We start from the raw sequence: 22,962 nt of genomic DNA on the forward strand, positions 1-22,962 counted from the left end.
CGTCCAGGGCAGCTACGCGTCACGGGCGGCGCCGCCCGCCGGCCTATCCCAGGGCCCTGGCGAGGTAGGGGTTGGCGGTCCGGCGGACGGGAAGACCGAGTGAGCCCGTCGCCGCGGCCAGGGTGATCGCGTACGAGTTCACGGCCCGCCGGACGTTGGGGGCGTCGAGGCTCTCGGCGGTCACCAGGCGGTCGAGGTCGATGTACGCGGACCGGACGATCTCGATCCAGCGGTACACCCGCCAGTCCTTGCGCCAGTCCTGGGTGCACGGGCGCGGCAGCTTCTTCTCCCAGCGGCGGAACATCCGGTCCCGGATCTCCGGCCGCGTCGGGGTGAGGTGCATGTGCCGGACCAGGTCGTAGAGCGGATCGCCGACCACCGCCATCTCCCAGTCGATGATGGTGAGCGCCAGGTGGTCGTCACGGCGTACGAGGTTCCACGGGTTGAGGTCGCCGTGCAGCAGGGCGGGCTTGCGGTGGCTCACCTCGTGACGGGACAGCAGCTGCCGCAGCCCCTCCGCGTCGGGCAGCCCGAGCAGCCTGGCCAGTTGCTGGGACTCCTTCGGGAGCTCCGAGACCAGCAGGACGAGCTGGTCCCGCAGCCAGTGGTGGAAGCCGCCGTCGCCGGCCGTCGGGTCCACCTGCTTGTAGTTCACCTGCGTCAGCGCGCAGAGCTGGTCGACGAGCCCGTCCGCCTCGTGCGGCAGGAGGCCGTGCACCGGGTGGCTCGGGGGCCGGCCGGTGTCGTGCGGTCCGGCGTACGTGTGGATGGCGAAGGTGTCGCTCGGGTAGCTCTCGCCCAGCGCGAGGACGCGGGGCGCCGCCACCTCGGCGGGCGACTCCTCGATGGCACGCAGCACGGAGTGCTCGCTGAGGAAGCTGCGCTCCCTGCGGCGGAACCCGGGCACCTTGCGACGCACCACCACGGGGAAGTCCACGGCCGGCACCCACACCACCGAGTTGAGGTGCGCGGTTCCCTTGAACACCCGGCCGGCCGGTGCCGCCCCTTCCGCCGCCAGCGCGTCCCGTACGGCCCAGTTGGGGAAGTCCTCGCGTTCGGGGACCCGTCGGTCCGGCAACCAGACGAAGGACTTCGAGGCCCAGTCGGGGGCTCCTCCGTCGCGGCCGCTCCGTGACGCCCACCACCGGAACAGGGCCCGCTCGATCTCCTGCTCGCGCGGCACGTTCCTGAGCCGCAGCGGCTCCGCCGCCGCCTCCAGCGCCCGGCGGACCTCCGCCGTGGCCTCGTCCAGGCTCTTCTGGGTGAGGGAGTCGTCCAGGGACCGGGCGGCCCGCATCACGTCCGGGTAGACGGACTGCGCTCGCTCGAAGTTGAGGTAGGGCCGCAGATCCCTCGACAGACCGCTGACGGCGGCCGGGCGAATCTCGTGCATGGCTACGGCCCACGCCTCGATCACCTCGGCCCACTGGTGATCCGGGTACTGCATCCGGACCAGATGGGTCGCGAGGTCGTGCAGCGGGTCGCCGTAGGTCGCCAGTTCCCAGTCGACGCAGATGAGAGGCGGGACACCGGACTCGTACGACAGGATCAGGTTGTCCCGGTGCAGGTCCGCGTGGAGCAGGCTGTAGGGCCGCCGGGCCATGACGGGGACCCGCTCGGCCAGACGGAGCAGGGCGTCCTCCGGAATACCGAGGGCGGCGAACAGTCCACCGAAGGCAGCCCAGTTGGGCTGCCTGATCTGCCGGTCCGCCAGATGCGCGAGGGTCCGCAGGAACCCTTGGCTGTCCATGTCGTTGCTGGGCCACCCGGGTGGCAGGGGAGGCAGCGCCCCGCGCCGCACCTGGGCCATCTGGGCGAGCAGACCGGCCAGTGCCCGGATCAGCAGCGTGTCCACCGGCTTGCCGTTTCCACAGACGGTGGACAGCGGTACGCCTTCCACATAGCTGTGGATGGCGAATCGGTTATGCCTGACCAGGCACTGCGGGACGTGGGGCAGGACACCCTTGATGGCGTTGAGGATCTCCGCCTCGTCCCGCCAGGTCCTGATCACCACCGGCAGTACGTCCGGACGCCGGATCCGCACGGTGACGGACGTGCCGGCCTCGCGGCCGAGCAGCTCCGCCATCTGCTCCGTCAGCGGCAGCACGTAGTTCTGGTTGTGGTGTCCGCTGCTCGCCAGCCCGAGCTGCGTGGCCTGTTGCACGAATTCCACGACGTAGGAGGGGTCCAGCCTGGCGCGCTCCCCCGCGAGGTGAAGCGGATGAGGAGGTGCGCCCACTGGCTGCTCCGGGTACGAAGAGGGAGAAGATATGGCAAACGCTTAGCATGCGGTGAGGTCCCGCGCACGACAGCGTGACGCCCGGGATGCCACTCGCGTGGCCCCGATGAATGGTTTGCCACTCTTCTGCGTGAGGGCTGTGCGAGGGCTGTGCGAAGCCGCCCGGAGTTGACCTGTTGGCCTATCCATACGCATGGAAGCGAGCGATTGCTCAGTCGGTGCGGGCGATGCTACAGCAAGCCGCAGCCCCCTCCGGCCGTGCCCTCCCGGGCTATTCGGCGAGCAGGTTCCACACCGAGTCGAACCACTTCTGCATGCTCTCCACGAAGACGGAGCCCGACGAGTTCGGATCGCCGTCCGCCACATGGTGCGTCAGGGTGGCGCCGAGGCCGAGGACGTCGAGTGCGGTGATCTCCTCGTCGGAGTCCAGCATGATCTTGCGCTCGATCACTTCGTACGCCCCGTGCAACGCCTCGCCGCCGTTGAACAGGTAGACCTTGAAGGTCGGCGTCAGCGGGGCGTGACGGATCTGCACCTCGACGGAGGGTACGAGGCCTTCGGTCCGCAGATCGTTCAGTGCGCTCAGGAGCGACGCCGTGTGCCGCTCGGTGATGACGCGCAGGCGCTCCTGCGGACGTGGGTCGCTCTGGTCGTCCTTGGCGCGCGGGTACGGCATCGGCAGCGAGGCGTCGGGCAGGAGCATGCGCAGGGCGATGCGCTGCGGAGCTATGTAGCCGCCGTGGATGCGTTCGGCCTGGAGCCGGATGTGCGCGTCCAGGGTCTGCGAGGTCAACGTGTAGACGTCCAGCGTGACTTCGGGCTGCTCGAACGCTTCGCTGATGAGCGGCTCCAGCCTCGGGCCGTGCCGCGATCTGGTGGCCCTGGGCGTGGGGGACTGGATGCGCTGGGTCTTGACCACCCTCGACCCGCTGCCCTGCCGCGACTCGATCCACCCCTCGCTGGCCAGCTCGCGCAGCGCCCGCTGCACGGTGTCCCGGGACACCCCGAGTTCCTCGGCCAGATCACGCTGTGACGGCAGGAAGGACCGCAGCGGATACGTTCCGTCGGCCATGCGGCCGCGCAACTCGTCTGCGATCCGCTGGAATTCCTTGCCGCCACCTTCGCCGGCCTGCTGTCCGTCCACAGGTGGACCGTACCGCCTCCAGTCCACCAGCAAACCATTTTTCCCCAACTGGTCCGCCAGATTGGCCGGTTGGTTAAGGGATCACCGAGACAGGGCAGACCACCTTCACGGTAAGCAGTCCAATTGGAATGACACTGGGGCGCTTCACCGGAAGTGGAAGGGAGGTGGATGGACATGTTCCTGTTTCACATGATCGCGGGACTCGGCGAGCTCTCCCTGAACCTGTGGGCGCAGACGCAGCTCGGGGTCGTCGGTGTGGTGCTCCTGTTCCTGATCGGCGTGGGCATACGGGCACGCCGCGCTGGTCTCGCGGTGGGAGCTGCCGTGGTGTTCGCGTTCCTGATGACTCAGGCCTGAGGCCCGGACCGGAGCAGTTCCAGAACCGGCTTGAGCGAGGGCACGATCGCTGTGGCGCCCGCGTCCCTCAGCAGCTTCTCCTTGCGTTCGTTACGCGCGTAGCCGAGAAACGGGACGCCGGCCGCATCGGCCGCGAGCAGGTCCGAGGGCGTGTCGCCGATCATCAGTGCGTCCGAGGGGGCCGAACCCATCGCGCTCAGGGCCCTGTTCAGGCAGTGCGGGTCGGGCTTGAGGTGGTTGAGCTGCTGCGTGCGGCCGTAGATGTGGGGAGCGAAGCAGGATGTCAGGCCGCGGCTCTCCAGGTAGGTGCGCACCACGCGCGGGGAGTTGTTGGTGGCGATCGCCAACCGGGAACCCACCGCTTGCCAGGTCCGTATCAGCGGATCTGCGTACGCCGTGGGCATCGCCGACGAGGTGGCCCGCAGCTCCTCCTGGGTGAGACGTTCCTCCAACTCGTCCACCAGGTCGCTGCCCGGGTGCCGACGGTCCACGGCCCGCAGGACGATGTGCGGGTCCAGGGACTTCCGTTCGCTCTCGGTCAGCAGCCCGTGCAGGCCGCGGCCTTCGAGCCAGTTCACCAGGTCGTCCGCCACCCGGTCCGCCGCATGGCCCGCGAACAGCCGGCAGATCGGCCCGTCGAAGTCCCAGAGCACGACGTGTGGCCGAGCGATCAGGTCACGCAGGTTCTCGATCTCCACTGTCACTGGTTCAGTCTGCGTCGTATCAGGAGTCACTAGGAGAGTGTCAGGTCCGTCGTGATGGTTTCCCAGAGGGCGTCGAACCACTTCTGCGATTGCTCCACGAACGCGGCGTCCCGTTGGCCGGTGCCCTTCTCGAAGGAGAAAAGGAGTGATTCGGTGCCGAGGACGTCGTACATGTCGAGGACGCCGCTGTCGGAGGCCTCCTCGCGGCGGGTGACCATGTAGTAGGCGATGAGGGCCTCTTCGCCGTTGAGGAGGTAGAGCTTCACCGGTGGGGTGAACGGCAGGGCGCGGAAGGACACGTGTACGTCGATGCCGTGGGAGGAGCGCAGGGCGCGGAGGTTGTGGCGCAGGACGTGGGACTGGGCGTTGCGCATGTCGAGCCAGCGCTGGTGGACCGGGTCGTCGTCGCCGCGGCCGTCGACGGGGACCGGGAAGGCCAGGGAGATGTCGCGGGACGGCAGCAGGATGCGGACGTCGATGGAGTCGGGGCGTATGCGGCCCTCGTGAATGTGGCGGATGGGCTCGCCCAGGGCCAGCATCAGCGTCTCGGCCGTCAGACAGGCCGCGTCCACGCGGACGTGGGGGACGGTGAAGGCCTCGACCAGGCGGGGGGCCAGGCCGACCATCGTCGGCTGGGGCTCCTCCGCGCGGCCGGTTCGCGGGGGTTCGGCGATCCTCGGGGGGCTGCCCTTGCTGACGTTGCTGAGGAGACCGTCTTCCTGGAGCGCGCGCAGGGCCTGGCGGACGGTGCCGCGCTCGACCCCGAACTCCTCGGCGAGCTCGGCCTGGGTGGGCAGGCGGTCTCCCGCCCTGAGGTCGCCCGCACGGATGCGATCCCGCAGGGTGTCGGCGATCTCCTGGGGCGAGAGTCTTCTGCTGCCGTTCACTGCCACGTTCTCCTGGGTCACGACCAAACGCTACAACTTCCATCCATCTATGTGGAGTTGTTTGAAAGTTGTTTTGAACCATGTACCAAGTGGGGACAACTACCATTGAGTTGGTTACCAACTTGGTCTAGTTGGCTAAGGGTTCGCCTCATCCGAACCATCCCGGATCGTTCCGCACCATCATGACCCCCCACGCCCGCCTCGCACCGCCTCGCCCGGCACGACCGAAGGGGGAACCACCGTGCCTGCTCTCGCCCTCCTCGCCGCCGTCTTCGTCGTCGGCATCGAGCAGACCGTCCAGTGGAAGTACGGCGCCGCCGGCGTCGTCGGTCTGCTGCTGCTCACCATCGGCATCAAGGCCAAGAGCCCGGCCGTCAGCTCCGTCGGAGCGGTCATGCTCGCCCTGCTCGTCGCGGGGCCCGCCTTGTGACTCGACGGCCCCGCCTCACCATGACCCCTGTGGGAGACCTCAGGTCGTGAGCGTCAGCTCCGAACTGATCGTCTCCCACAGTGCGTTGAACCACAGATGGGACTGCTCGACGAACGTCGTGTCCCGCAGTCCGGCCCCCTGCTCGAAGGCGAACAGCATCGACAGGGCGCCCGTGGCGTCGTACATCTCCAGGTTCTCGTGGTCGATCTCCGCCTTGCGGCGCGACAGCGTGTAGTAGGCGAAGAGCGCCTCCACCCCGTTGAGGAGATACAGCTTCACCGGCGGGGTGAACGGCAGGGCGCGGAAGGACACCTGCACATCGATGCCGTGGGAGCCGCGCAGGGCCAGCAGGTTGTGCCTCAGCACCTGGCCCTGCGCGTTGCGCTGCGCCAGCCAGCGGTCGTGGACCGGGGCGTCGTGCTCGCTGCGCCCGTCGACGGCCACCGGGAAGGCGAGATCGATGTCCCGGCTCGGCAGCAGCACCCGGACCGCGATCTTGGCCGGTTTCAGTCGCCCGACGTGGATCTGGCGCAGGGGTTCGCCGATGGCGAGCGTGAGGGAGACCGAGGTCAGACACAGGGCGTCGATCTCGACCTGCGGAGCCGCGAAGGCGGACTCGATGCGCGGCCCGAGGGCCACGGTGGTGGGCAGCGGTGGCGCGGCGGGACCCGTCAACGGCCTGGTCAGGGCGGGGTCGGGAGCCACGGTCGCGGGGCTTCCCTTGGATACGTTGGTCAACAGGTGCTCGGACTGAAGGATGTACAGCGCCTGCCGTACGACTCCCCGCTCCACCCCGAACTCGTCCGCCAGCTTGGCCTGGGTGGGCATGCGCTGACCCGGTCGCAACTGCCCGGAGCGGATGCGGGCGCGCAACTCGTCGGCCACCTCACGATGTGACTTGTGTGGCTGCTGTGCCCTCCTCCGCCCATTGACGGCGGCGTGTTTCGGGTCCACAACCAAACACTACAACTTCCCGCCATCTTTGGGCAGTTCAGCGAAAGGTGGTTATGAGCCGCATCCAAGCGGAGATAAGTACAGTGAAGTTGGTCGCCAACTTGAGCAACATGGTCAAGCTTCCGCAAGGTTGGCCCTCCAGGCGACCGGCGGGGACCACGTCCCGTTGGGGGACCGGCCCGAAGGAGGGACCGCATGCCGATCATCGCCCTCGCCATCGCCGCCCTTGCCGTCGGCTTCGAAGCACTCGTGCAGTGGAAGTGGGGCGCCATGGGCATCGTCGCCTTCGTCGCCCTGACCGTCGGCATCAAGGCGAAGAACATCGCGATCGGTGGGATCGGAGCGGTCATCCTCGTGATGCTGCTCGCCCATTCCGGCTGACCGGGCTCCCTTCCGGAGGGGAGCCGGGAGCTCGGTCCGTCTGCACAGCCACAACTGAACATCGGCCACATTCAGTACAGCCACAACTGAACACCGGTCACATCGGCGATACCGAGCTCAGTCACAACTGAACACGGCAACATCCGCACAGCCACAACTGAACAGCACGTCACGGAGGACCAGTACCGCCACAACTGAAGAGCTCGCTACGGATGCGAAGCAGCAAGACAGCACGACACAGCAACTGCCGTCGGCAGGAGGGAGGTTCAGAACATGTCCGGGCACCAAGGTCGCCTGGACGTACGCAGCAGGGCGTCGGCCGACCGGGCGGCGCCCGCTCGTTCTTCCCGCACCCGCCCCAGCGCCCTCAGCCGCTCGGCCGACTCGTCGCCCAGCCACAGGGCCGCCAGGTCGCTCACGTCGAGCGTGAGATCCGCGGACGCCGTCGTCGGCGTACAGGATCCGCCCTCCTCGGACGCCTCCAGCCGGTACCGCCCGCCGGCCAGCCCGTCCTTGTCGGCCACCTCCAGGATCAGAGTCCCCTCCCCCGCGTACGTCCGCGCCTGAAGCGCCCGTACGACGTCCAGGATCCGCACCCACAGCCAGTCCGCCTGCGCGGTGATCCTGGCCGCCCTCGGGTCCGGCAGGTAGAGCGGGAGCAGGTCGTCCGGGGACCGCCAGCCGCTCTTCACCCGCGTGATCCAGTCGATCGAGCAGAGGTAGTGCCACAGGGCGCGCTCCGCGGTCGGGGTCGACGCGATCAGCCAGTGGACGGTCGCCGTGTTGTGCGGCTGCTTGTCGTGCCAGTTGTCGTCCGACTTGTACGCGACGAGTCCCTCGACCTCGCCGTCCGCGGAGCGGTACACCGCGTAGAACGGCTCTGTCCACGTCGGGTCGTACCGTACGACCCCCGTGTTGATCTTCCACCACATGTCGTCGCGGCTCACCGCGCCCGGCTGGGCGCGCCTCACCCGCTCGTGCAGGTCGGGGCCGAGTTTGCGTACGTCCTCGCCGTCCACGAGGTCGATACGGGCGCCGTCGTCCGGGGCGGCCCTGCGGCGGTCGAGGCCCGTGCGGGGGACGTCGATGGCCCACTCCGCCATCCAGGTGGCGGGGCCGAAGCCGTAGCGGCCGTAGATCGGGTACTCGGCGGCGATCAGGGTCGCTACGACGTCTCCGCGTTCCTTCGCGGCGGCGAGGTCCTGGGCCATCATGCGGGTGAGGATGCCGCGGCGGCGGTGTGTGGCGGTGACGGTGACGCCGGTGATGGCGTCGGCCTGCACGGCGGCGCCGCCCACGGCCGTGACCTGCTGGGCGAACGACCGGAAGGTGGCGACGCAGCGGCCGCTGTCGAAAGCGCCGAGGTACCGGCCGGGCTCGAACTGCCCCCGGCGGCTCTCCAGTTCGCTGTCCGGGACGGTGGGCGCGCGCAGAAAGCCGGTGTTCACGGCGCGCAGCCAGTCTCCGAGTTCGGGGTCGGTGATCGGGCGGACGTCGATGTCAGGGTGCGGGCGGGTCATGAGTTCACGGTAGGTGCGCGGCGAGTGGGTGTCGCCAGGATTTCCCGGCCGGGCGTGCGGATGCCTCGCGGCGCGCTGTGCGGGTCCGGTGGGGGCGTGTGTAGCGCCCACGGTTGTGTGGTGGGTCGGGGCCGGGGCGGGGGGTCTCCGTCCTCGGTCCGGCGGTGCTGTCGGGCCAAGAGGTACTGCGTGTCGGACGCCGGCCGCTGCGGGCGGACACCCCCCGCCCCGTCCCCTTACCGCCGTGGGCGGCTGAGACGCCCACGGCCCGGGGGTGCCTCACGCCCGACGGCGGCTGCTGCTTTTCAGGGGCGCGGGGAACTGCGCGACCAGCCCCCACGCACCCGCACCCGCCATACGACCGCACCCGCCACCCCCCAAAGCGCACGGCAACGAACCTCACACCAGCAAGTCATCCACCTGAGCCTCCCCCTCCCGATACCGCCGCGCGATCTCCGCACTGGAGCCGTCAGCCGTCCGCTGCAACCGCTGTCGGCGGCGGGACACCTGCTGCTCGTACCGCACGAGCCGCCCCATCGCGGTGTTGAGTTCGAGGTCGGTGCGGGCGGCGAGGTCGGAGAGTTCGACCTCGGCGAGCATCTCGGCGGCCAGCAGGCGGTACTCCTCGCTGTACGGGGTGCCGAGTGTGACGTGGCGGGCGGAGGAGCGGTGGCGGGCCGGGGCGTCGGTGAGGATCTCCGGGAGGCGCTCGAAGACCGAGGCCTCGGGGAGTCGCTCGACCAGGGAGGCCGCCGTCTCCGTCGGGGAGCGGCGGGCCAGTTCGGCCCGCAGGATGTCGATACGGCCCTGGAGCAGCCGCCGCACATAGCTGAGGTCGGCCTCGTCGCGCTGGGCGTCCCGGCGCAGGGTGCGCAGTTCGGGCAGGCTCAGCACGGCCAGGTCGGGCTCGGGTGGGTCGGTGGCCAGCAGTGGGCTGTCGGTGCGTTGAACGGGCGGCCGCTGGAATCCCAGCCGCCCCTCGGTACTCGGTGTGCTCATGTGCCTCTACCGTCCCCTCGACCGGCGTGTGGGAAGCATCGTGCCACCCCAAGTGGCCGCTATGTGACCGAGTGCCCCCGATCGGCCCCAGATGGGGGGGTAAGGATCAAAAAGAAGCCCCCGAAGGGAGGCTCCGCACGGCACGGCATGATGGTCATATGCGTGCAGTGGTGCAGAGGGTGGACGGCGCGAGCGTCGTCGTGGACGGCGAGACGGTGGGCGCGATCGAGGGCGAGGGACTGTGTGTCCTCGTCGGCGTGACCCACGAGGACACCAAGGAGAAGGCGGCCCAACTGGCCCGCAAGCTGTGGTCGATCCGGATGCTGGCGGACGAGAAGTCGTGCAGTGACATCGACGCGCCGCTGCTCGTCATCAGCCAGTTCACCCTGTACGGCGACGCCCGCAAGGGGCGCCGCCCCACCTGGAACGCCGCCGCCCCCGGCGATGTGGCCGAACCCCTTGTCGAGGAGGTCGTCGCCCAGCTCCGGGCCCTCGGCGCGACGGTGGCGACGGGGCGTTTCGGCGCCCGGATGCGGGTGTCCCTGACGAACGACGGACCCTTCACCGTCCTCGTCGAGATCTGAGGATCCGAGTTCTAGGGTTCTAGGGTTCTACGACGACTTCCTGGGCCGCCGCCGTCGTATCCACGACTAGGCGCGCGTCCAGGGGGACGTTGCGCTTGACCAGGGCGAGGGCGACCGGGCCGAGTTCGTGGTGGCGTACGGACGTGGTGACGAAGCCGATCTTGCGGCCGTCGGGGCCGTCGTCGGCCAGGCGGATGTCGGTGCCGGCCGGGGGCAGGTGGACCTCGCTGCCGTCCAGGTGGAGGAAGACCAGGCGGCGCGGGGGCTTGCCCAGGTTCTGGACGCGGGCGACGGTCTCCTGGCCCCGGTAGCAGCCCTTCTGGAGGTGCACCGCGGTGCCGATCCAGCCCAGCTCGTGCGGGATCGTGCGGTGGTCGGTCTCGAAGCCGAGGCGCGGGCGGTGGTGCTCGACGCGCAGGGCCTCGTAGGCCAGGATGCCGACCGGTGGGCCGGACTTCTCGGCGTAGGACTCCAGGTCCGTACGCGGGAGGAAGAGGTCGCGGCCGTACGCCGTCTCGCGTACGACGGCTTCCCCGGGGACCTCGGCGATGGAACCGGCGGGCAGGTGGACGACCGCGAACTCGGCCGTGCGGTCGGTGACGTCGACACGGTTGAAGAACTTCATCGACTCCAGGTACGCGACCAGCGCGTCCTGGGTGCCGGGTTCGACGTGCGCCCACACCGTGGTGCCGTCGTCGACGAGATACAGGGCGTGCTCGATGTGGCCGTGCGCGGAGAGGATCAGCGCCTCGGTGGCCTCGCCCGTGGGCAGGTCGCTGACGTGCTGGGTGAGCAGGAGGTGCAGCCAGCTCAGCCGGTCCTCGCCGGTGACGGTGACCACCCCGCGGTGGGAGAGGTCGACGAATCCGGTGCCGTCGGCGAGAGCGCGCTGTTCGCGGAACAGATCGCCGTAGTGGGCGGCGACGCCTTCGTCCACGCCCTCGGCGGGGACGGCGCCGGGCAGGGACAGCAGAGGGCTCTTCATATGCCTAAGCCTACGACTCGGTAGTTGAATGCTTGAGTGAGCAGTCCCGGCAGCGGCCGAAGATCGCGAAATGCTTCATGTCGGTCTCGAACCCGAACTCGCGACTCAGCTTGGCGGTGAACTCGGCGGCCACCTTGATGTCCGCCTCGATGACGTTCTGGCAGTCGCGGCAGACCAGGTGGATGTGGTGGTGCCGGTCCGCGAGGTGGTACGTCGGCGCGCCGTGCCCCAGGTGGGCGTGGCTGACCAGGCCCAGCTCCTCCAGCAGCTCCAGCGTGCGGTAGACGGTGGAGATGTTGACCCCCGACGCCGTCTTCCTCACTTCCACGAGGATGTCGTCGGGGGTCGCGTGCTCAAGGGTGTCCACGGCTTCGAGGACAAGCTGGCGCTGCGGCGTGAGTCGGTAGCCGCGCTGCCTTAGGTCGCTCTTCCAGTCGGTGCTCACCACACCAAGGAGTCTAGGACTACTTGAAGAAAGCGATGCCGTCGTCCGGCATGTCGTCCGGGAGGGCCCTGGCCCAGCGCTCGACGTCCTCGGGGGTGACGACCTTCTTCAGGTGCGCCGACATGTAGGGGCGCAGCTCGACCTCGGGGGTCTGCTTCTCGCCGACCCACATCAGGTCGCTGTTGACGTAGCCGTACAGGCGCTTGCCTCCGCTGTAGGGGCCGGAGGCGGCGGTGCGGGCGACGGCGTCGGTGACCAGGTCGATCTGGGGCTTCTTGGCGGCGAGGTCGCCGTACCAGATCTCGACGACACCGTCGTCGCGGACCATCGTCACCTCGACCTTGCGGTCGGCGTCGATCCGCCAGAAGCCGGACTCCGTCTCCAGGGGCCTGACCTTGTTGCCGTCGTTGTCCAGGACCCAGGTCCGGGAGGAGTACTCCAGGAAGTCCCGGCCGTCGTGGGTGAAGCTGACCTCCTGCCCGAAGTTGCACTTCTCGGAGCCGGGGAAGTCGTGCACGCCCGCGCCCGCCCAGTTGCCGAGCAGGAAGACGAGGGGGACGAGGTCCTTGTGGAGGTCGGACGGAATCTCGATCATGAGTGGCGGTTCCTAGACGGGGATCAGCGCTGGCCCTGGTACAGCTTCTTCACGGTCAGCCAGGCGAAACCGAGCACGCCTACGCAGACCAGGATCAGCAGGGCTTCGAAGAAAACCTCAAGCACGGAGTGCTCCTCGGACGATCGTCATGGGGCGGTACGGCAAAAGCCGGGCCCCAGCTTACGCGGCCGGGGCCCGGTGCTCTGTGTCAGCCCAGCAGCTGGCTCTGCAAGGTCACCGTCTGCTGGAACGGAACGGCCTCGGCCGCGCCCCTGCGGGACTGGATGATCACGCCGAGGACGTCCCCGGCGGACAGGTAGGCCTGCCGGACCTGCTCGGCGCCGTAGGGCTTGTTCTCGACGTAGACCGAGCGCTCGACGTGGTCGGCCCGGGCCACCTCCGGGTACTGGTCGTCGAAGGCGAGCACCTCGCTGCCGTCGAGCATGTGGCCGGGGCTGTCGGCAGCGGCGAGGTCCGTGTACAGCTCGTCCGCGACGGCCGCGGTGTCGAAGTGCAGGAGGTAGACCCGGGTGCGGGTGCCGTCCGGCGTGGTCCAGCCGCGGGCCGCGATGTGCCGGAGGCCGTTGTCGGTGAGCTCCTGCCGGAACTCGTCGCGCTCCTCCGTCTCGTACTCGGCCAGGAAGTCCTTCGTCGCCAGCCAGCCGTCCGAGCCGCGCAGCGCCTTGTCCTCCGTGCCGCCCTCGGGAGCGGGAAGCAGGAGGGCGCGCAGGTCGGCGTAGTGGGCGCCGGCCTTGTTGGCGTCGGCGAAGGGCTCCGGGCTGCCGGACGGCAGCGGCGGCTTCGTCAGCTCGGGATACGCCCACCGGCCGTCCGACTCCGTCGCGAGTCCCGGTACGTCCGTCCGCTCCATCCGCGTGATCCCGTACGCCGACGCCGTGCCGAGGGCCGCGAAGACCACGACGGCCGCGGTCCAGCGCAGGACGGCGCGCAGGGCACGGCGGTCCTTGGGGGCGGAAGGGGCGGGCGGGGGCGGGGGCGTCATGAGGGGCGGGGGCGGCGGGGCGGGCTCCGTGTCGCGCGGCTCGCCGTCGATGGTCTGTGGCTGGTCGGTGGTCATACCGCCTCCCCCGGTTCGGATATGCGGTCCAGCTGCTCGCTCAGCAGCATCGCGACCCCTTTGGCGTCGATCGGCTTGACGCCGTCCGCGGTGGCGGTGACCAGGACGTCGCCCTGATAGGCCGAGCAGAAGACGCTGTCGAGGTCGGTGTCGGCGTCCTTGGGCGGCAGGAAGCACTCGGCGTTCTTGTGGCCCTTGATCTCCGGGCCCTTGCGGAAGACGTCGAGCGCGTCGAGGAACTCCTGCTGGAAGGTGGAGATGTCCTTCACGGCCGCCCGGGACTCCATCCGCGCCAGCACGATGCTGACCGTGTAGATCCCGTCGTTGTTGTCGAGGGCGTACGGCTGCCCGCTCAGGTAGCTGCGCATCGCCATGCCCGTGAGCTTCTGCCGGTCGATCTGCTTCTCCAGCCCCTTGCGCTGGCTCCGCGGCAGACCGCTCAGCGACTCCTTGCGCAGCGCGGTCGCCTGGGCGCCGCTGAGCTGCGCGTCGGAGCCGTACGCGCCGAGGTCCGGGCCCCTGACCCAGCCGTCGGTCCCGTACGGCACGAGCAGGCCGGCGAGCCCCTCGGCGGTGGGCGCCTTCCCGGTGTCCTCCGTGGGCTTCGGGAACGTCCAGACGGGGTCGCCCGCGTCCCGGTCGGCCGCGTTCACGACGACGGCGGTGCCGGCGACCCCGGCGACGACGGCCCCGGCCAGCAGCACGGACCCGGCCACGGCGGCGATACGACGACGGAGGGCGGGGTTCTTGGCGGGCGGGGCGGCGACGGGCGTCGCGGGCGCGACGAACTCGACCTGGCCGACCTGGCCGACCTGGCCGGCGACGGGTTCCGGCGCCTCGCGCGGCTCGTTGGGGTGCTCGCTCACAGCCGCTCCATCTGCCGCTTTGCCAGGTCCATGATCTTCTTCTTGGTGATCGGCCTGCTGTCGTGGATCCAGATCTCCACGGCGATGTCGCCGCGCCAGGCGAACGCCTCCGCGGTGTACATCGGCACGTAGCCGGCCTCGGTCTCGGGCTTGTTGTGGACGTACACCATGCCGTTGCCGGTGCCCGGGACGGTCCAGCTGTCGGTGTCGTCCTCGTCCCCGGCCCAGTACTGGTTGTTCTCCGCGCGGTCGGCGGCCGCGACGGCCTCCTCCTGCCGGTACTGGATCAGCCGGATCTCCACGGTGGTGTCGCCGCCGGCCTTCCAGCCGATGACGGCCGCCCGGCGGAACTCGTCGCCGATGAGCTCGCCGAAGATCTCGTCCGGCTTCTGGTAGCTGTCGGCGTACGCGGCCAGGTCCATCCAGCCGTCGTCCACGTTCAGCCACGTGGCGTCCTTCGCACCGCCCGGCTTCTTCAGCAGCAGCCTGCGCAGGTCGCCGTCGGTCCTCGCCCGCCGGTCCTGGGCGGCGGACAGCGGCTCGGGCCCCTCCCCCTTCGCCTCCCGCAGCGTCGGCTGGGACAGCGACGGCAGCTTCGTCGGCTCGCGGCCGGCCTGCACGACGTAGCCGGTGCAGGTACCGGCGACGACGCCGAGCACGGCGGCCCCGGCGATCAACAGCGCCGTACGGCCGCGGCGGCGCGGCCGCGGCGCGACGGGTCTTTCCGGTTCGGGTACTGCTTCGGGTGCTTCCACGGGTACTTCCACTGCGTCCCCTACGACATGAGGCGCGCGTTCCGTACGCGCGCTCACAGGAGACTCACGGCCGACACCCGCGGTTGTAGGGAAACCGATCACGAAACGGCGACGGCGGGCCGGCCCGCACTACGCTTCGCCGCATGAAGAAGAGGCTCGTGATCAAGGTGACCGCGGGGGCCGACGCCCCCGAGCGCTGCTCCCAGGCGTTCACGGTGGCGGCGGTGGCCGTGGCCAGTGGTGTCGAGGTCTCGCTGTGGCTGACCGGGGAGTCGGCGTGGTTCGCGCTGCCGGGCAGGGCGGCCGAGTTCGAACTCCCGCACGCCGCCGCGCTGCCGGACCTGCTCGACTCCCTCCTCGCGGGGGGCCGTGTGACCCTGTGCACGCAGTGCGCGGCCCGCCGGGACATCACGGAGAAGGACGTCATCGACGGCGTCCGGATCGCCGGCGCACAGGTCTTCGTACAGGAGGCGCTGGGGGACGAGACACAGGCGCTCGTCTACTGAGTGCCGTCGGGCGTCACCCCCGCGGGTCCTGTCACAGCTGATCGACAATTCTCGGGGCGTCGGGCGCCGCAGGGTTACTCTCACGCTCGACGGCCACCCGTCCGTCGAGAACACCGCCGCCCCTGGGGGGACCCACCGCATGCGCGCCCTGCGAATACTTCTGATCGTCGCCGTGATCCTCGGCGGCCTCTTCGTCGTCGCCGACCGCGTGGCGGTCCACTTCGCGGAAGGGGAGGTCGCGGACCGGCTCAGGACCCAGGAGGGCCTGGCCTCGACGCCGGACGTGTCGATCGAGGGCTTCCCGTTCCTCACCCAGGTGGCCGGCGGCGAGCTGGACGACGTGCGGGTCGGCATGAAGGACTACGAGGCGGACACCGGCACCGGTGGGCAGAAGATCCGCATCGACGACCTGGAGGCGAACATGCGGGGCGTCGCGTTCTCCGGCGACTACAGCTCCGCCACCGCCACGACGGCCTCCGGCACGGCCTCCATCACCTACGCCGAGCTGCTGAAGACCGCCGCGTCCGAGGAGACCGAACTCCCGCTGGGCATCACCGCCAAGGTCGTCGGCCTCTCCGACGGCGGCAACGGCAAGATCAAGGTCGACGTCAAGGTGAGCGCCCTGCAACAGCCGGTCTCCGTCCTGAGCACCGTCACCGTCGAGGGGGACACCGTCCGGGTGCACGCCGACTCGGTCCCCAGCTTCGGCGGGGTGCAGGCCGCCGAGAACGAGGTGCGCTCCATCACCGACTTCGAGCAGAAGATCGAGGGCCTGCCCGGCGGCATCAAGCTCGACAAGGTGCAGGCCGCGCAGAACGGTGTGGACATCACGGTGAAGGGTTCGAACGTCCAGCTGGCCGGGTAGAACCGCCTTCGATGGACGCCAGGTGTCCGAAAGGCGAGACGCCGGCGTCCGTTCCACGGCTGTGATGACGACCACGCCCGCCCGGGAACCGTGTCCGCACGGCCCGGGCGGGTTCTTCATCCCACATCCCGGACGATCGCATCTCAAAATGCGACACACCGGTGACATGGCCGCCTGTCCGTCCCTACGATCGAGCCTTATGAAGCGACAGGCGGATCTCACGAAGCGGCGGGCAGTAGACCTGTGCCGCGTCGCCGCCATGCTCTGTCGCCCCTTCTGAGCGGACGGCACCGGCCTCCGCATCCCCCGCCCTGTGCAAGGGCATTCGTGCGCCACGCGCACCCTTCTCGCACGCCCCGCCGCAACTGCCCCGGAGGAGAAAGAGCATGAGCCGCAGCGACGTCCTGGTCGACGCCGACTGGGTCGAGGCCAACCTCGACAGCCCGAACATCGCGATCGTGGAAGTGGACGAGGACACGTCCGCCTACGAGAAGAACCACATCCGCAACGCGATCCGCATCGACTGGACCAAGGACCTCCAGGACCCGGTCCGCCGCGACTTCGTCGACCAGGAGGGCTTCGAGAAGCTCCTGTCCGCGAAGGGCATCGCCAACGACACCCTGGTGATCCTCTACGGCGGCAACAACAACTGGTTCGCGTCCTACGCCTACTGGTACTTCAAGCTCTACGGCCACGAGAACGTCAAGCTCCTCGACGGCGGCCGCAAGAAGTGGGAGCTGGACGCCCGCGAGCTGGTCGAGGAGGTTCCGGAGCGTCCGGCGACCGACTACAAGGCCAAGCCGCAGAACACCGCGATCCGCGCCTTCCGCGACGACGTCGTGGCGGCCATCGGCTCGCAGAACCTGGTCGACGTGCGCTCGCCCGACGAGTTCTCCGGCAAGCTGCTCGCCCCGGCCCACCTGCCGCAGGAGCAGTCGCAGCGTCCGGGCCACGTCCCGTCCGCCCGCAACATCCCGTGGTCGAAGAACGCCAACGACGACGGCACCTTCAAGTCCGACGAGGAGCTCAAGGAGCTCTACGCCGAGGAGCAGGTCGACCTCGCGAAGGACACCATCGCCTACTGCCGCATCGGTGAGCGCTCCGCGCTGACCTGGTTCGTCCTGCACGAGCTGCTCGGTGTCGAGAACGTCAAGAACTACGACGGCTCCTGGACCGAGTACGGCTCCCTGGTCGGCGTTCCGATCGAGCTCGGCGCCAACAAGTAAGTCCGGCAGCGAGCGACAAGTCCCGCAATCCCGACCGGCCTTCCTTCCGGTCAGACCCCTCTTGGAGAAAGACATGTGTGGAGCGAAGGCCGGCGGCCCCGACGCCTCGACGATCAAGCCCGGTGAGACCACGATCCAGGGTCAGGTGACCCGCGACGGCGAGCCGGTGGTGGGCTACGTCCGCCTGCTGGACTCGACCGGCGAGTTCACCGCGGAGGTCCCCACCTCCGCCACCGGACAGTTCCGCTTCTACGCGGCCGAGGGCACCTGGACCGTCCGCGCCCTCGTCCCCGGCGGCACCGCCGACCGTACCGTCGTCGCCCAGCAGGGCGGCCTCGCGGAGGTCGCGATCGCCGTCTGACGGGACGCCGAGCAAGGCCGAGGGCCGCACCCACGGGTTGGACACCGGGGGTGCGGCCCTTCGCCGTGTCCGGGCCTACCCTGAAGGTATGTACGCACGGCGACGTCACGTGTACTTCGCCATGATGGGCACCTGCATCGGGCTGTTCGTCCTGGCCTGGTCGGTCGTCCGCATCTGGTCGGTGCCGGTGGCCGTCGGCATGTGTGTGGTGGCGATGGTCATCCCGCCGGTCGCCGCCATGGTCGCCAACCGCCGCGGCCCCGACGACCGCTGGTGGGACGACCCGTCCGGCGACCCGAAGTCCGACGAGTGGTGGGACGAGCTGGACGGCAGGAAACGGCGGCAGGAGTAGGGCGCTCCCTCAAACGCCGGAGGGGCTGATCTTCAGCCTGTCCGGCGTTTGAGGACGAGGCCCCTTCAGGGCCGAAGCGGGGGTCTGGGGGCGGCAGCCCCCAGGGATGGGACGGGTAGGGGCGGCGGGGGCGAGAACCCGCTTGCCTCAGCTCAGCGCCCGTCCCAGCACGTACACCGCCGGTGCCGAGGCGGCCAGCGGCAGGGCGACGCCCGCCGTGAAGTGGACGAAGCGCGACGGGTAGTCGTAGCCGGCGACCCGGTGGCCGATCAGCGCGCAGACCGCCGCGCCCGCGCCCAGCAGGGCGCCCTTCGCGCCGAGGTCCGTCATGCCGCCGACCGCGACACCGGCACCGGCCGCGGCGAGCAGGGCGACGGCCACGGAGGCCGGGGTCGGCAGCGGCAGGGCGCGGGCCAGGACTGCGACCGCGACGGCGGCCGCGCCGACGGTGACCGCGTCCGGGTCGGCGGCGAGGTGACCGGTGGCGACGATGGCCAGGGCAGCCGAGGCGACCGTCGCCATCAGGCCGTACATCCGCTCGTCCGGTTCGGCGTGCGAGCGCAGCTGGAGGACGAGGGAGAGCAGCACCCACACGCCGAGGGTGCCGAGGATCGCGGCGGGCGCGTTCTCACGGCCGGCCGTGAGGAGCGTGGCGTCCGCCGCCAGCGCCCCCAGGAACGCCAGCGCGATGCCCTGCCGGGCCGGCCACATGCCGTTCAGCCGGAACCAGCCCGCGGCCGTCACGGCCTGGAGGACGACGAGCGGCACGAGGAGGGCGTACGACCCGACAGCCGCCGCACCGGACAGGAGCAGGCCGAGAAGCGCGGTGAGCGCGGCGGGCTGCATGCCGGGTTCGATGATCGGGGACCGGCCCTCCAGCCGGGCCCGCTGCGCATCGGTGATCCGGGCGTTGCCGGCGACGGTGGCGGGGCCGTAGGAGGCGGCGGCCCCGTCGGACGGGGGCGGCCCGGCGGGCGGCGGCGTGTGGGCCGCCTGCGGCTGCTGGGGCTGCTGGTGTGGCGGCTGCTGGTGCGGTGGCTGCGGCTGCGGCTGCCCGTAGGGCGGGTCGTACGGCGACGGGTACGCGGCCTGTGCCGGCGCCTGCTGCGGCAGGTACGCCGTCTCGGCCGCGGAGACCTGCTGCGACACCTGCTGGTGGACCTGGGTCTCCCAGGTCTGCCCCTGCCACTGCTGCGTGTGCTGCTGGGCGGCCTGCGGGTCCTCGTACCCCTGGTGCCCCTGTTGCCCCTGGTACCCCTCGTACCCCGGCCAGGCCTGCTGCGGCTGTGACTGCTGCTGGTACGGGTCGTACCCCTGAGGCTGCTGGTCCTGCGGGTACTGCCCCTGATACGGCTGGTCGGTCATCGTCACCCTCCTGCGAACGGCGGGAGCACCTCGACCGTGCCGCCGTCGGCCAGCCGTACCGTCTCATGTCCGCGGGTGCCCACGGGGTCACCGTCGATGAGGAAGGAGCATCGCCGCAGGACGCGCGTGAGTTCACCGGGGTGTCGCTCACGCACCGCGTCCAGCGCCTCGGCGAGCGTGGCCGCGTCGAACGGCTCCTCGGCGACGCCGGCCGCGGCCTTCGCGGCGGCCCAGTAGCGCACCGTGACCTTTGGCATGCGGTTCCTCTTCGATCGGCTGTGTACCCCGTCAGGCTAGCCGCCCTGTGCCAGGGCCCAGAACCCGATCCGGGCCAGCAGCTCGTCCGTGGCCGCGTGCTCCGCGTGGCCCATGCCCGGCTCCAGCCAGAGTTCGCCGTGGTCACCGGCGGCGGTGGCGAGCATGCGGGGATGGTCGAGGGGGAAGTAGCCGTCCCGGTCGCCGTGCACGACCAGGAGAGGGGTCGGGGCGATCCGCGGGACCGCCTCCACCGGGGAGAGCGGCACCGGGTCCCACTCACGGTGGTGGATACGGGTACGGAAGCCGTAGCGGCCCACCAGACGGCCCTCGGGGCGGGTTACCAGCCAGTGGAGGCGGCGCATAGGGGGTGTGCCGCGGTAGTACCAGCGAGCGGGAGCGCTCACGGAAACCACCGCGTCGGTATGCGCTCCGGTGCGCCCCGCGCGCCCCGAGCCGTCGGGCCCACCCGATCCGTCGGGCCCGCCCTCCGGCCGGTACAGGGCCGCGTGCCGCAGGGCCACCGAGCCGCCCATGGAGAAGCCGATAGTCGCCACGCCCTCGTGGCCGAAGGAGCGCGCCCACCGCACCGCGGCGGCCAGATCCAGCACCTCGCGGTCACCGACCGTCGAGCGCCCGCCGGAGGCTCCGTGGCCGCGGAAGGAGAACGTGACGACGGCGCCGTACTGCGTGAACGCCTTGACCACCCGGCGAACATGAGGACGATCCACATCGCCCGTGAAACCGTGCGCGATCACGAACACCAGGTCACGTGCAGGTGGCGCGGAAGCGTCGTATACAACGGCCGGCGGATCGTATACGGAATCGATCGTCACACCGTCGACCGTGTGCAGAAACGTCCGGATAGGTGCGTGTCTGCTCGTCTCAGAGTGTGGACGTGCGGTGGAACGCACCACACGACCTGCCGGATCCATGCCCATGTGGGCTATTCTCCTCAACAGAGGACTCGGGCAATGCAGCCCCCGGGTCCTTTTGTGCTTTCGGATACCCCTGTATACGAAAGCCGCGACCTCGCCGGGACCGAGGAGGAACCAGTCGTATGAGTTCTCTGCTACTCCTGACCAATGCCCTCCAGCCGTCGACGGAGGTGCTGCCCGCCCTCGGGCTGCTGCTCCACAACGTGCGCGTGGCTCCGGCGGAAGGCCCCGCCCTCGTAGACACCCCTGGTGCCGACGTCATCCTCATCGACGGACGCCGTGACCTTCCGCAGGTGCGCAGCCTGTGCCAGCTGCTGCGCTCCACCGGTCCGGGCTGTCCGCTCATCCTGGTGGTCACCGAGGGCGGCCTCGCCGCCGTCACCGCCGACTGGGGCATCGACGACGTCCTGCTCGACACCGCGGGTCCCGCGGAGGTCGAGGCCCGCCTGCGTCTCGCGATGGGCCGACAGCAGATCGTCAACGACGACTCCCCGATGGAGATCCGCAACGGCGACCTCTCCGTCGACGAGGCCACCTACAGCGCGAAGCTCAAGGGCCGGGTCCTCGACCTGACCTTCAAGGAGTTCGAGCTCCTCAAGTACCTCGCCCAGCACCCGGGCCGCGTCTTCACCCGCGCCCAGCTGCTCCAGGAGGTCTGGGGCTACGACTACTTCGGCGGCACCCGTACGGTCGACGTCCACGTACGTCGGCTGCGCGCCAAGCTCGGACCCGAGCACGAGTCGCTGATCGGGACCGTCCGGAACGTCGGTTATCGATTCGTTACGCCCGAGAAGGGCGACCGTGTCAGCGACGAGGCGAAGGCCGCGGCAGCGCGGCCAAAGCCGGAGGATGCGGACGAGACGGCCGCTCTGGACGAGACCGAGATCCCGGCCGAGGCATAGCGAGGGCCGGTGGCGGGCACCGGTTCCGCACAGAGGGCGCAGGGAGCCCGCTTGACGCCCTGCCCAGGACTGGTCCATCCGCGTAGACTCCGGCCGTGGCCAAGGTAACCAGGGATGATGTGGCGCGACTGGCGGGGACGTCCACCGCCGTCGTCAGTTATGTCATCAACAACGGACCCCGGCCGGTTGCCCCGGCCACGCGCGAGCGTGTCCTCGCCGCGATCAAGGAACTGGGCTACCGGCCCGACCGGGTCGCCCAGGCGATGGCGTCCCGCCGCACGGATCTCATAGGCCTGATCCTGCCCGACGCCCGCCAGCCCTACTTCGGGGAGATGGCGCACGCGGTCGAGCAGGCCGCGTCCGAGCGCGGAAAGATGGTCCTGGTCGGCAACACCGACTACGTCGCCGAGCGCGAGGTCCACTACCTGCGGGCGTTCCTCGGGATGCGGGTCTCCGGCCTGATCCTGGTCTCGCACGCGCTGAACGACCTGGCCGCCGCCGAGATCGAGGCGTGGGACGCGCGGGTCGTCCTGCTGCACGAACGCCCCGAGGCCATCGACGACGTCGCCGTCGTCACCGACGACGTCGGCGGCGCCCAGCTCGCCGTACAGCACCTGCTGGAGCACGGCTACGAGTACGTCGCCTGTGTGGGCGGCACCGCCGAGACCCCCTCCGTCGGCGACCCCGTCTCCGACCACGTCGAGGGCTGGCGGCGCGCGATGCACGAGGCGGGGGTGTCCACGCAGGGCCGGCTCTTCGAGGCGCCCTACAACCGGTACGACGCGTATCGCATAGCCCTGGAGATCCTCTCCGGGCCCCAGCGGCCGCCCGCGATCTTCTGCTCCACCGACGACCAGGCCATCGGCGTGCTGCGTGCGGCGCGGGAGCTGCGGCTGGATGTGCCGGGTCAGCTGGCCGTGGCCGGCTTCGACGACATCAAGGAAGCGGCGCTGGCGGATCCGCCGCTGACGACGATCGCCTCGGACCGGTCGGGGATGGCCCGGGCCGCGGTGGATCTCGTGCTGGACGACGGGCTGCGGGTGACGGGGTCCCGGCGGGAGCGGTTGAAGCAGTTCCCGTCCCGGCTGGTGGTGCGCAGGTCCTGCGGCTGCTCGTGAGAGCGCCGATGGCTTCCTGAAGGTGGCTTCCTGAAGGTTTCCTGAGAGAGCCCCGCAAGCTGCGAGAAGCGTCTTTATATCGGGCGAACCAGCTTCTGCCGGGGTTCTCAGCCGGCACTCAGGGAGCTCTCATGGACGGCGGACAAGCTGT

Annotated in this window: 27 protein-coding genes; 11 read left to right on the plus strand and 16 right to left on the minus strand. The window is 69.9% G+C overall.

What is annotated here, in order from left to right:
• Window positions 1-43: 43 nt before the first annotated feature.
• A complete protein-coding gene (locus SLINC_RS20795) occupies window positions 44-2,239 on the minus strand; it encodes an aminoglycoside phosphotransferase family protein (protein WP_067435219.1) in 2,196 nt (731 codons plus the stop codon).
• A gap of 271 nt (window positions 2,240-2,510) precedes the next feature.
• Window positions 2,511-3,383 (minus strand): GntR family transcriptional regulator, encoded by an 873-nt coding sequence (locus SLINC_RS20800; protein ID WP_067435222.1) that lies wholly within the window; start codon window positions 3,381-3,383, stop codon window positions 2,511-2,513.
• A gap of 168 nt (window positions 3,384-3,551) precedes the next feature.
• Here SLINC_RS20800 and SLINC_RS20805 point away from each other — a divergent pair, with 168 nt between their 5' ends.
• Complete coding sequence (locus SLINC_RS20805) at window positions 3,552-3,740, plus strand: hypothetical protein (protein ID WP_310736457.1); 189 nt, start codon at window positions 3,552-3,554, stop codon at window positions 3,738-3,740.
• Here the strand turns inward: SLINC_RS20805 and SLINC_RS20810 are convergent.
• Complete coding sequence (locus SLINC_RS20810) at window positions 3,731-4,444, minus strand: HAD family hydrolase (protein ID WP_067435225.1); 714 nt, start codon at window positions 4,442-4,444, stop codon at window positions 3,731-3,733. The genes SLINC_RS20805 and SLINC_RS20810 overlap by 10 nt on opposite strands.
• Window positions 4,445-4,473: 29 nt before the next feature.
• On the minus strand, window positions 4,474-5,358 hold the full coding sequence (locus SLINC_RS20815; protein ID WP_067435228.1) for a GntR family transcriptional regulator: 885 nt from the start codon (window positions 5,356-5,358) through the stop codon (window positions 4,474-4,476).
• Window positions 5,359-5,572: 214 nt separating this feature from the next.
• Here SLINC_RS20815 and SLINC_RS20820 point away from each other — a divergent pair, with 214 nt between their 5' ends.
• Window positions 5,573-5,761, plus strand: a complete 189-nt coding sequence (locus tag SLINC_RS20820) for a hypothetical protein (protein WP_067435231.1) — start codon at window positions 5,573-5,575, stop codon at window positions 5,759-5,761.
• 39 nt (window positions 5,762-5,800) lie between these two features.
• Here SLINC_RS20820 and SLINC_RS20825 read toward each other — a convergent pair whose 3' ends face one another.
• Window positions 5,801-6,721, minus strand: a complete 921-nt coding sequence (locus SLINC_RS20825) for a winged helix-turn-helix domain-containing protein (RefSeq protein WP_079164636.1) — start codon at window positions 6,719-6,721, stop codon at window positions 5,801-5,803.
• Window positions 6,722-6,910: 189 nt separating this feature from the next.
• Between SLINC_RS20825 and SLINC_RS20830 the strand changes: the two genes are divergently transcribed.
• Window positions 6,911-7,096, plus strand: a complete 186-nt coding sequence (locus tag SLINC_RS20830; protein WP_067435236.1) for a hypothetical protein — start codon at window positions 6,911-6,913, stop codon at window positions 7,094-7,096.
• 266 nt (window positions 7,097-7,362) lie between these two features.
• Here SLINC_RS20830 and SLINC_RS20835 read toward each other — a convergent pair whose 3' ends face one another.
• A complete protein-coding gene (locus SLINC_RS20835) occupies window positions 7,363-8,616 on the minus strand; it encodes a GNAT family N-acetyltransferase (RefSeq protein WP_067435239.1) in 1,254 nt (417 codons plus the stop codon).
• 399 nt (window positions 8,617-9,015) lie between these two features.
• Window positions 9,016-9,615 carry an RsiG family protein gene (locus SLINC_RS20840; protein ID WP_067435242.1) on the minus strand — a complete coding sequence of 200 codons (600 nt, stop codon included), beginning with the start codon at window positions 9,613-9,615 and terminating at the stop codon, window positions 9,016-9,018.
• Between the two features lie 158 nt (window positions 9,616-9,773).
• Between SLINC_RS20840 and dtd the strand changes: the two genes are divergently transcribed.
• A complete protein-coding gene (gene dtd / locus SLINC_RS20845; protein ID WP_067435245.1) occupies window positions 9,774-10,199 on the plus strand; it encodes a D-aminoacyl-tRNA deacylase in 426 nt (141 codons plus the stop codon).
• Window positions 10,200-10,218: 19 nt separating this feature from the next.
• Here the strand turns inward: dtd and ygfZ are convergent, their stop codons facing one another.
• From ygfZ to SLINC_RS20875, 6 genes are all read right to left on the minus strand, one after another.
• On the minus strand, window positions 10,219-11,184 hold the full coding sequence (gene ygfZ / locus SLINC_RS20850; RefSeq protein WP_067435248.1) for a CAF17-like 4Fe-4S cluster assembly/insertion protein YgfZ: 966 nt from the start codon (window positions 11,182-11,184) through the stop codon (window positions 10,219-10,221).
• Window positions 11,185-11,194: 10 nt separating this feature from the next.
• Window positions 11,195-11,632 (minus strand): Fur family transcriptional regulator, encoded by a 438-nt coding sequence (locus SLINC_RS20855; RefSeq protein WP_067435253.1) that lies wholly within the window; start codon window positions 11,630-11,632, stop codon window positions 11,195-11,197.
• A 16-nt stretch (window positions 11,633-11,648) separates the two neighbouring features.
• Window positions 11,649-12,224 (minus strand): heme-binding beta-barrel domain-containing protein, encoded by a 576-nt coding sequence (locus SLINC_RS20860; RefSeq protein ID WP_067435256.1) that lies wholly within the window; start codon window positions 12,222-12,224, stop codon window positions 11,649-11,651.
• A gap of 208 nt (window positions 12,225-12,432) precedes the next feature.
• Window positions 12,433-13,302: a hypothetical protein gene (locus tag SLINC_RS20865; protein ID WP_107406651.1), complete on the minus strand. Its 870-nt coding sequence runs from the start codon at window positions 13,300-13,302 to the stop codon at window positions 12,433-12,435.
• Window positions 13,299-14,168: a hypothetical protein gene (locus tag SLINC_RS20870; protein ID WP_225988316.1), complete on the minus strand. Its 870-nt coding sequence runs from the start codon at window positions 14,166-14,168 to the stop codon at window positions 13,299-13,301. Before SLINC_RS20870 ends, SLINC_RS20865 begins: the two co-directional genes overlap by 4 nt.
• Window positions 14,165-14,923, minus strand: coding sequence for a hypothetical protein (locus SLINC_RS20875; RefSeq protein ID WP_079164637.1), 759 nt, complete (start codon window positions 14,921-14,923; stop codon window positions 14,165-14,167). Before SLINC_RS20875 ends, SLINC_RS20870 begins: the two co-directional genes overlap by 4 nt.
• A 143-nt stretch (window positions 14,924-15,066) precedes the next feature.
• On the opposite strand from SLINC_RS20875, the gene SLINC_RS20880 reads away from it, so the two are divergent.
• The 5 genes from SLINC_RS20880 (at window position 15,067) to SLINC_RS20900 (ending at window position 18,233) form a co-directional block, all read left to right on the plus strand.
• Window positions 15,067-15,429 carry a DsrE family protein gene (locus tag SLINC_RS20880; RefSeq protein WP_067435259.1) on the plus strand — a complete coding sequence of 121 codons (363 nt, stop codon included), beginning with the start codon at window positions 15,067-15,069 and terminating at the stop codon, window positions 15,427-15,429.
• Between the two features lie 139 nt (window positions 15,430-15,568).
• The gene (locus SLINC_RS20885; RefSeq protein ID WP_067435262.1) at window positions 15,569-16,294 is read left to right on the plus strand and encodes an LmeA family phospholipid-binding protein; all 726 of its coding nucleotides are present in this window, start codon (window positions 15,569-15,571) and stop codon (window positions 16,292-16,294) included.
• A 386-nt stretch (window positions 16,295-16,680) separates the two neighbouring features.
• Window positions 16,681-17,520, plus strand: coding sequence for a sulfurtransferase (locus SLINC_RS20890; RefSeq protein ID WP_067435265.1), 840 nt, complete (start codon window positions 16,681-16,683; stop codon window positions 17,518-17,520).
• Window positions 17,521-17,593: 73 nt separating this feature from the next.
• Window positions 17,594-17,881, plus strand: a complete 288-nt coding sequence (locus tag SLINC_RS20895) for a DUF1416 domain-containing protein (protein WP_007382995.1) — start codon at window positions 17,594-17,596, stop codon at window positions 17,879-17,881.
• An 88-nt stretch (window positions 17,882-17,969) separates the two neighbouring features.
• Complete coding sequence (locus tag SLINC_RS20900) at window positions 17,970-18,233, plus strand: DUF3099 domain-containing protein (RefSeq protein WP_067435268.1); 264 nt, start codon at window positions 17,970-17,972, stop codon at window positions 18,231-18,233.
• A gap of 147 nt (window positions 18,234-18,380) precedes the next feature.
• Here the strand turns inward: SLINC_RS20900 and SLINC_RS20905 are convergent, their stop codons facing one another.
• From SLINC_RS20905 to SLINC_RS20915, 3 genes are read right to left on the minus strand one after another with little or no spacing between them, the layout of a single operon-like run.
• Window positions 18,381-19,598 carry a hypothetical protein gene (locus SLINC_RS20905; RefSeq protein ID WP_067435272.1) on the minus strand — a complete coding sequence of 406 codons (1,218 nt, stop codon included), beginning with the start codon at window positions 19,596-19,598 and terminating at the stop codon, window positions 18,381-18,383.
• A gap of 2 nt (window positions 19,599-19,600) precedes the next feature.
• Window positions 19,601-19,855 (minus strand): MoaD/ThiS family protein, encoded by a 255-nt coding sequence (locus tag SLINC_RS20910; RefSeq protein ID WP_067435275.1) that lies wholly within the window; start codon window positions 19,853-19,855, stop codon window positions 19,601-19,603.
• Window positions 19,856-19,891: 36 nt separating this feature from the next.
• Window positions 19,892-20,794, minus strand: a complete 903-nt coding sequence (locus tag SLINC_RS20915) for an alpha/beta hydrolase (RefSeq protein WP_079164639.1) — start codon at window positions 20,792-20,794, stop codon at window positions 19,892-19,894.
• Window positions 20,795-20,913: 119 nt separating this feature from the next.
• Here SLINC_RS20915 and SLINC_RS20920 point away from each other — a divergent pair, with 119 nt between their 5' ends.
• On the plus strand, window positions 20,914-21,693 hold the full coding sequence (locus tag SLINC_RS20920) for a response regulator transcription factor (RefSeq protein WP_067435278.1): 780 nt from the start codon (window positions 20,914-20,916) through the stop codon (window positions 21,691-21,693).
• Window positions 21,694-21,788: 95 nt separating this feature from the next.
• Window positions 21,789-22,811 carry a LacI family DNA-binding transcriptional regulator gene (locus tag SLINC_RS20925; protein ID WP_079164640.1) on the plus strand — a complete coding sequence of 341 codons (1,023 nt, stop codon included), beginning with the start codon at window positions 21,789-21,791 and terminating at the stop codon, window positions 22,809-22,811.
• Window positions 22,812-22,962: the final 151 nt, after the last annotated feature.

This window comes from Streptomyces lincolnensis, from assembly GCF_001685355.1.
In the GTDB taxonomy this organism is placed as follows: Bacteria; Actinomycetota; Actinomycetes; order Streptomycetales; family Streptomycetaceae; genus Streptomyces; species Streptomyces lincolnensis.

Coding starts and splice junctions, on each gene's coding strand:
- SLINC_RS20805 (WP_310736457.1), top strand. CDS start 3,552: ATGGACATGTTCCTGTTTCACATGATCGCGGGACTCGGCGAGCTCTCC.
- SLINC_RS20830 (WP_067435236.1), top strand. CDS start 6,911: ATGCCGATCATCGCCCTCGCCATCGCCGCCCTTGCCGTCGGCTTCGAA.
- SLINC_RS20835 (WP_067435239.1), bottom strand. CDS start 8,616: ATGACCCGCCCGCACCCTGACATCGACGTCCGCCCGATCACCGACCCC.
- SLINC_RS20840 (WP_067435242.1), bottom strand. CDS start 9,615: ATGAGCACACCGAGTACCGAGGGGCGGCTGGGATTCCAGCGGCCGCCC.
- dtd (WP_067435245.1), top strand. CDS start 9,774: ATGCGTGCAGTGGTGCAGAGGGTGGACGGCGCGAGCGTCGTCGTGGAC.
- ygfZ (WP_067435248.1), bottom strand. CDS start 11,184: ATGAAGAGCCCTCTGCTGTCCCTGCCCGGCGCCGTCCCCGCCGAGGGC.
- SLINC_RS20860 (WP_067435256.1), bottom strand. CDS start 12,224: ATGATCGAGATTCCGTCCGACCTCCACAAGGACCTCGTCCCCCTCGTC.
- SLINC_RS20865 (WP_107406651.1), bottom strand. CDS start 13,302: ATGACCACCGACCAGCCACAGACCATCGACGGCGAGCCGCGCGACACG.
- SLINC_RS20880 (WP_067435259.1), top strand. CDS start 15,067: ATGAAGAAGAGGCTCGTGATCAAGGTGACCGCGGGGGCCGACGCCCCC.
- SLINC_RS20885 (WP_067435262.1), top strand. CDS start 15,569: ATGCGCGCCCTGCGAATACTTCTGATCGTCGCCGTGATCCTCGGCGGC.
- SLINC_RS20890 (WP_067435265.1), top strand. CDS start 16,681: ATGAGCCGCAGCGACGTCCTGGTCGACGCCGACTGGGTCGAGGCCAAC.
- SLINC_RS20895 (WP_007382995.1), top strand. CDS start 17,594: ATGTGTGGAGCGAAGGCCGGCGGCCCCGACGCCTCGACGATCAAGCCC.
- SLINC_RS20900 (WP_067435268.1), top strand. CDS start 17,970: ATGTACGCACGGCGACGTCACGTGTACTTCGCCATGATGGGCACCTGC.
- SLINC_RS20905 (WP_067435272.1), bottom strand. CDS start 19,598: ATGACCGACCAGCCGTATCAGGGGCAGTACCCGCAGGACCAGCAGCCT.
- SLINC_RS20910 (WP_067435275.1), bottom strand. CDS start 19,855: ATGCCAAAGGTCACGGTGCGCTACTGGGCCGCCGCGAAGGCCGCGGCC.
- SLINC_RS20915 (WP_079164639.1), bottom strand. CDS start 20,794: ATGGGCATGGATCCGGCAGGTCGTGTGGTGCGTTCCACCGCACGTCCA.
- SLINC_RS20920 (WP_067435278.1), top strand. CDS start 20,914: ATGAGTTCTCTGCTACTCCTGACCAATGCCCTCCAGCCGTCGACGGAG.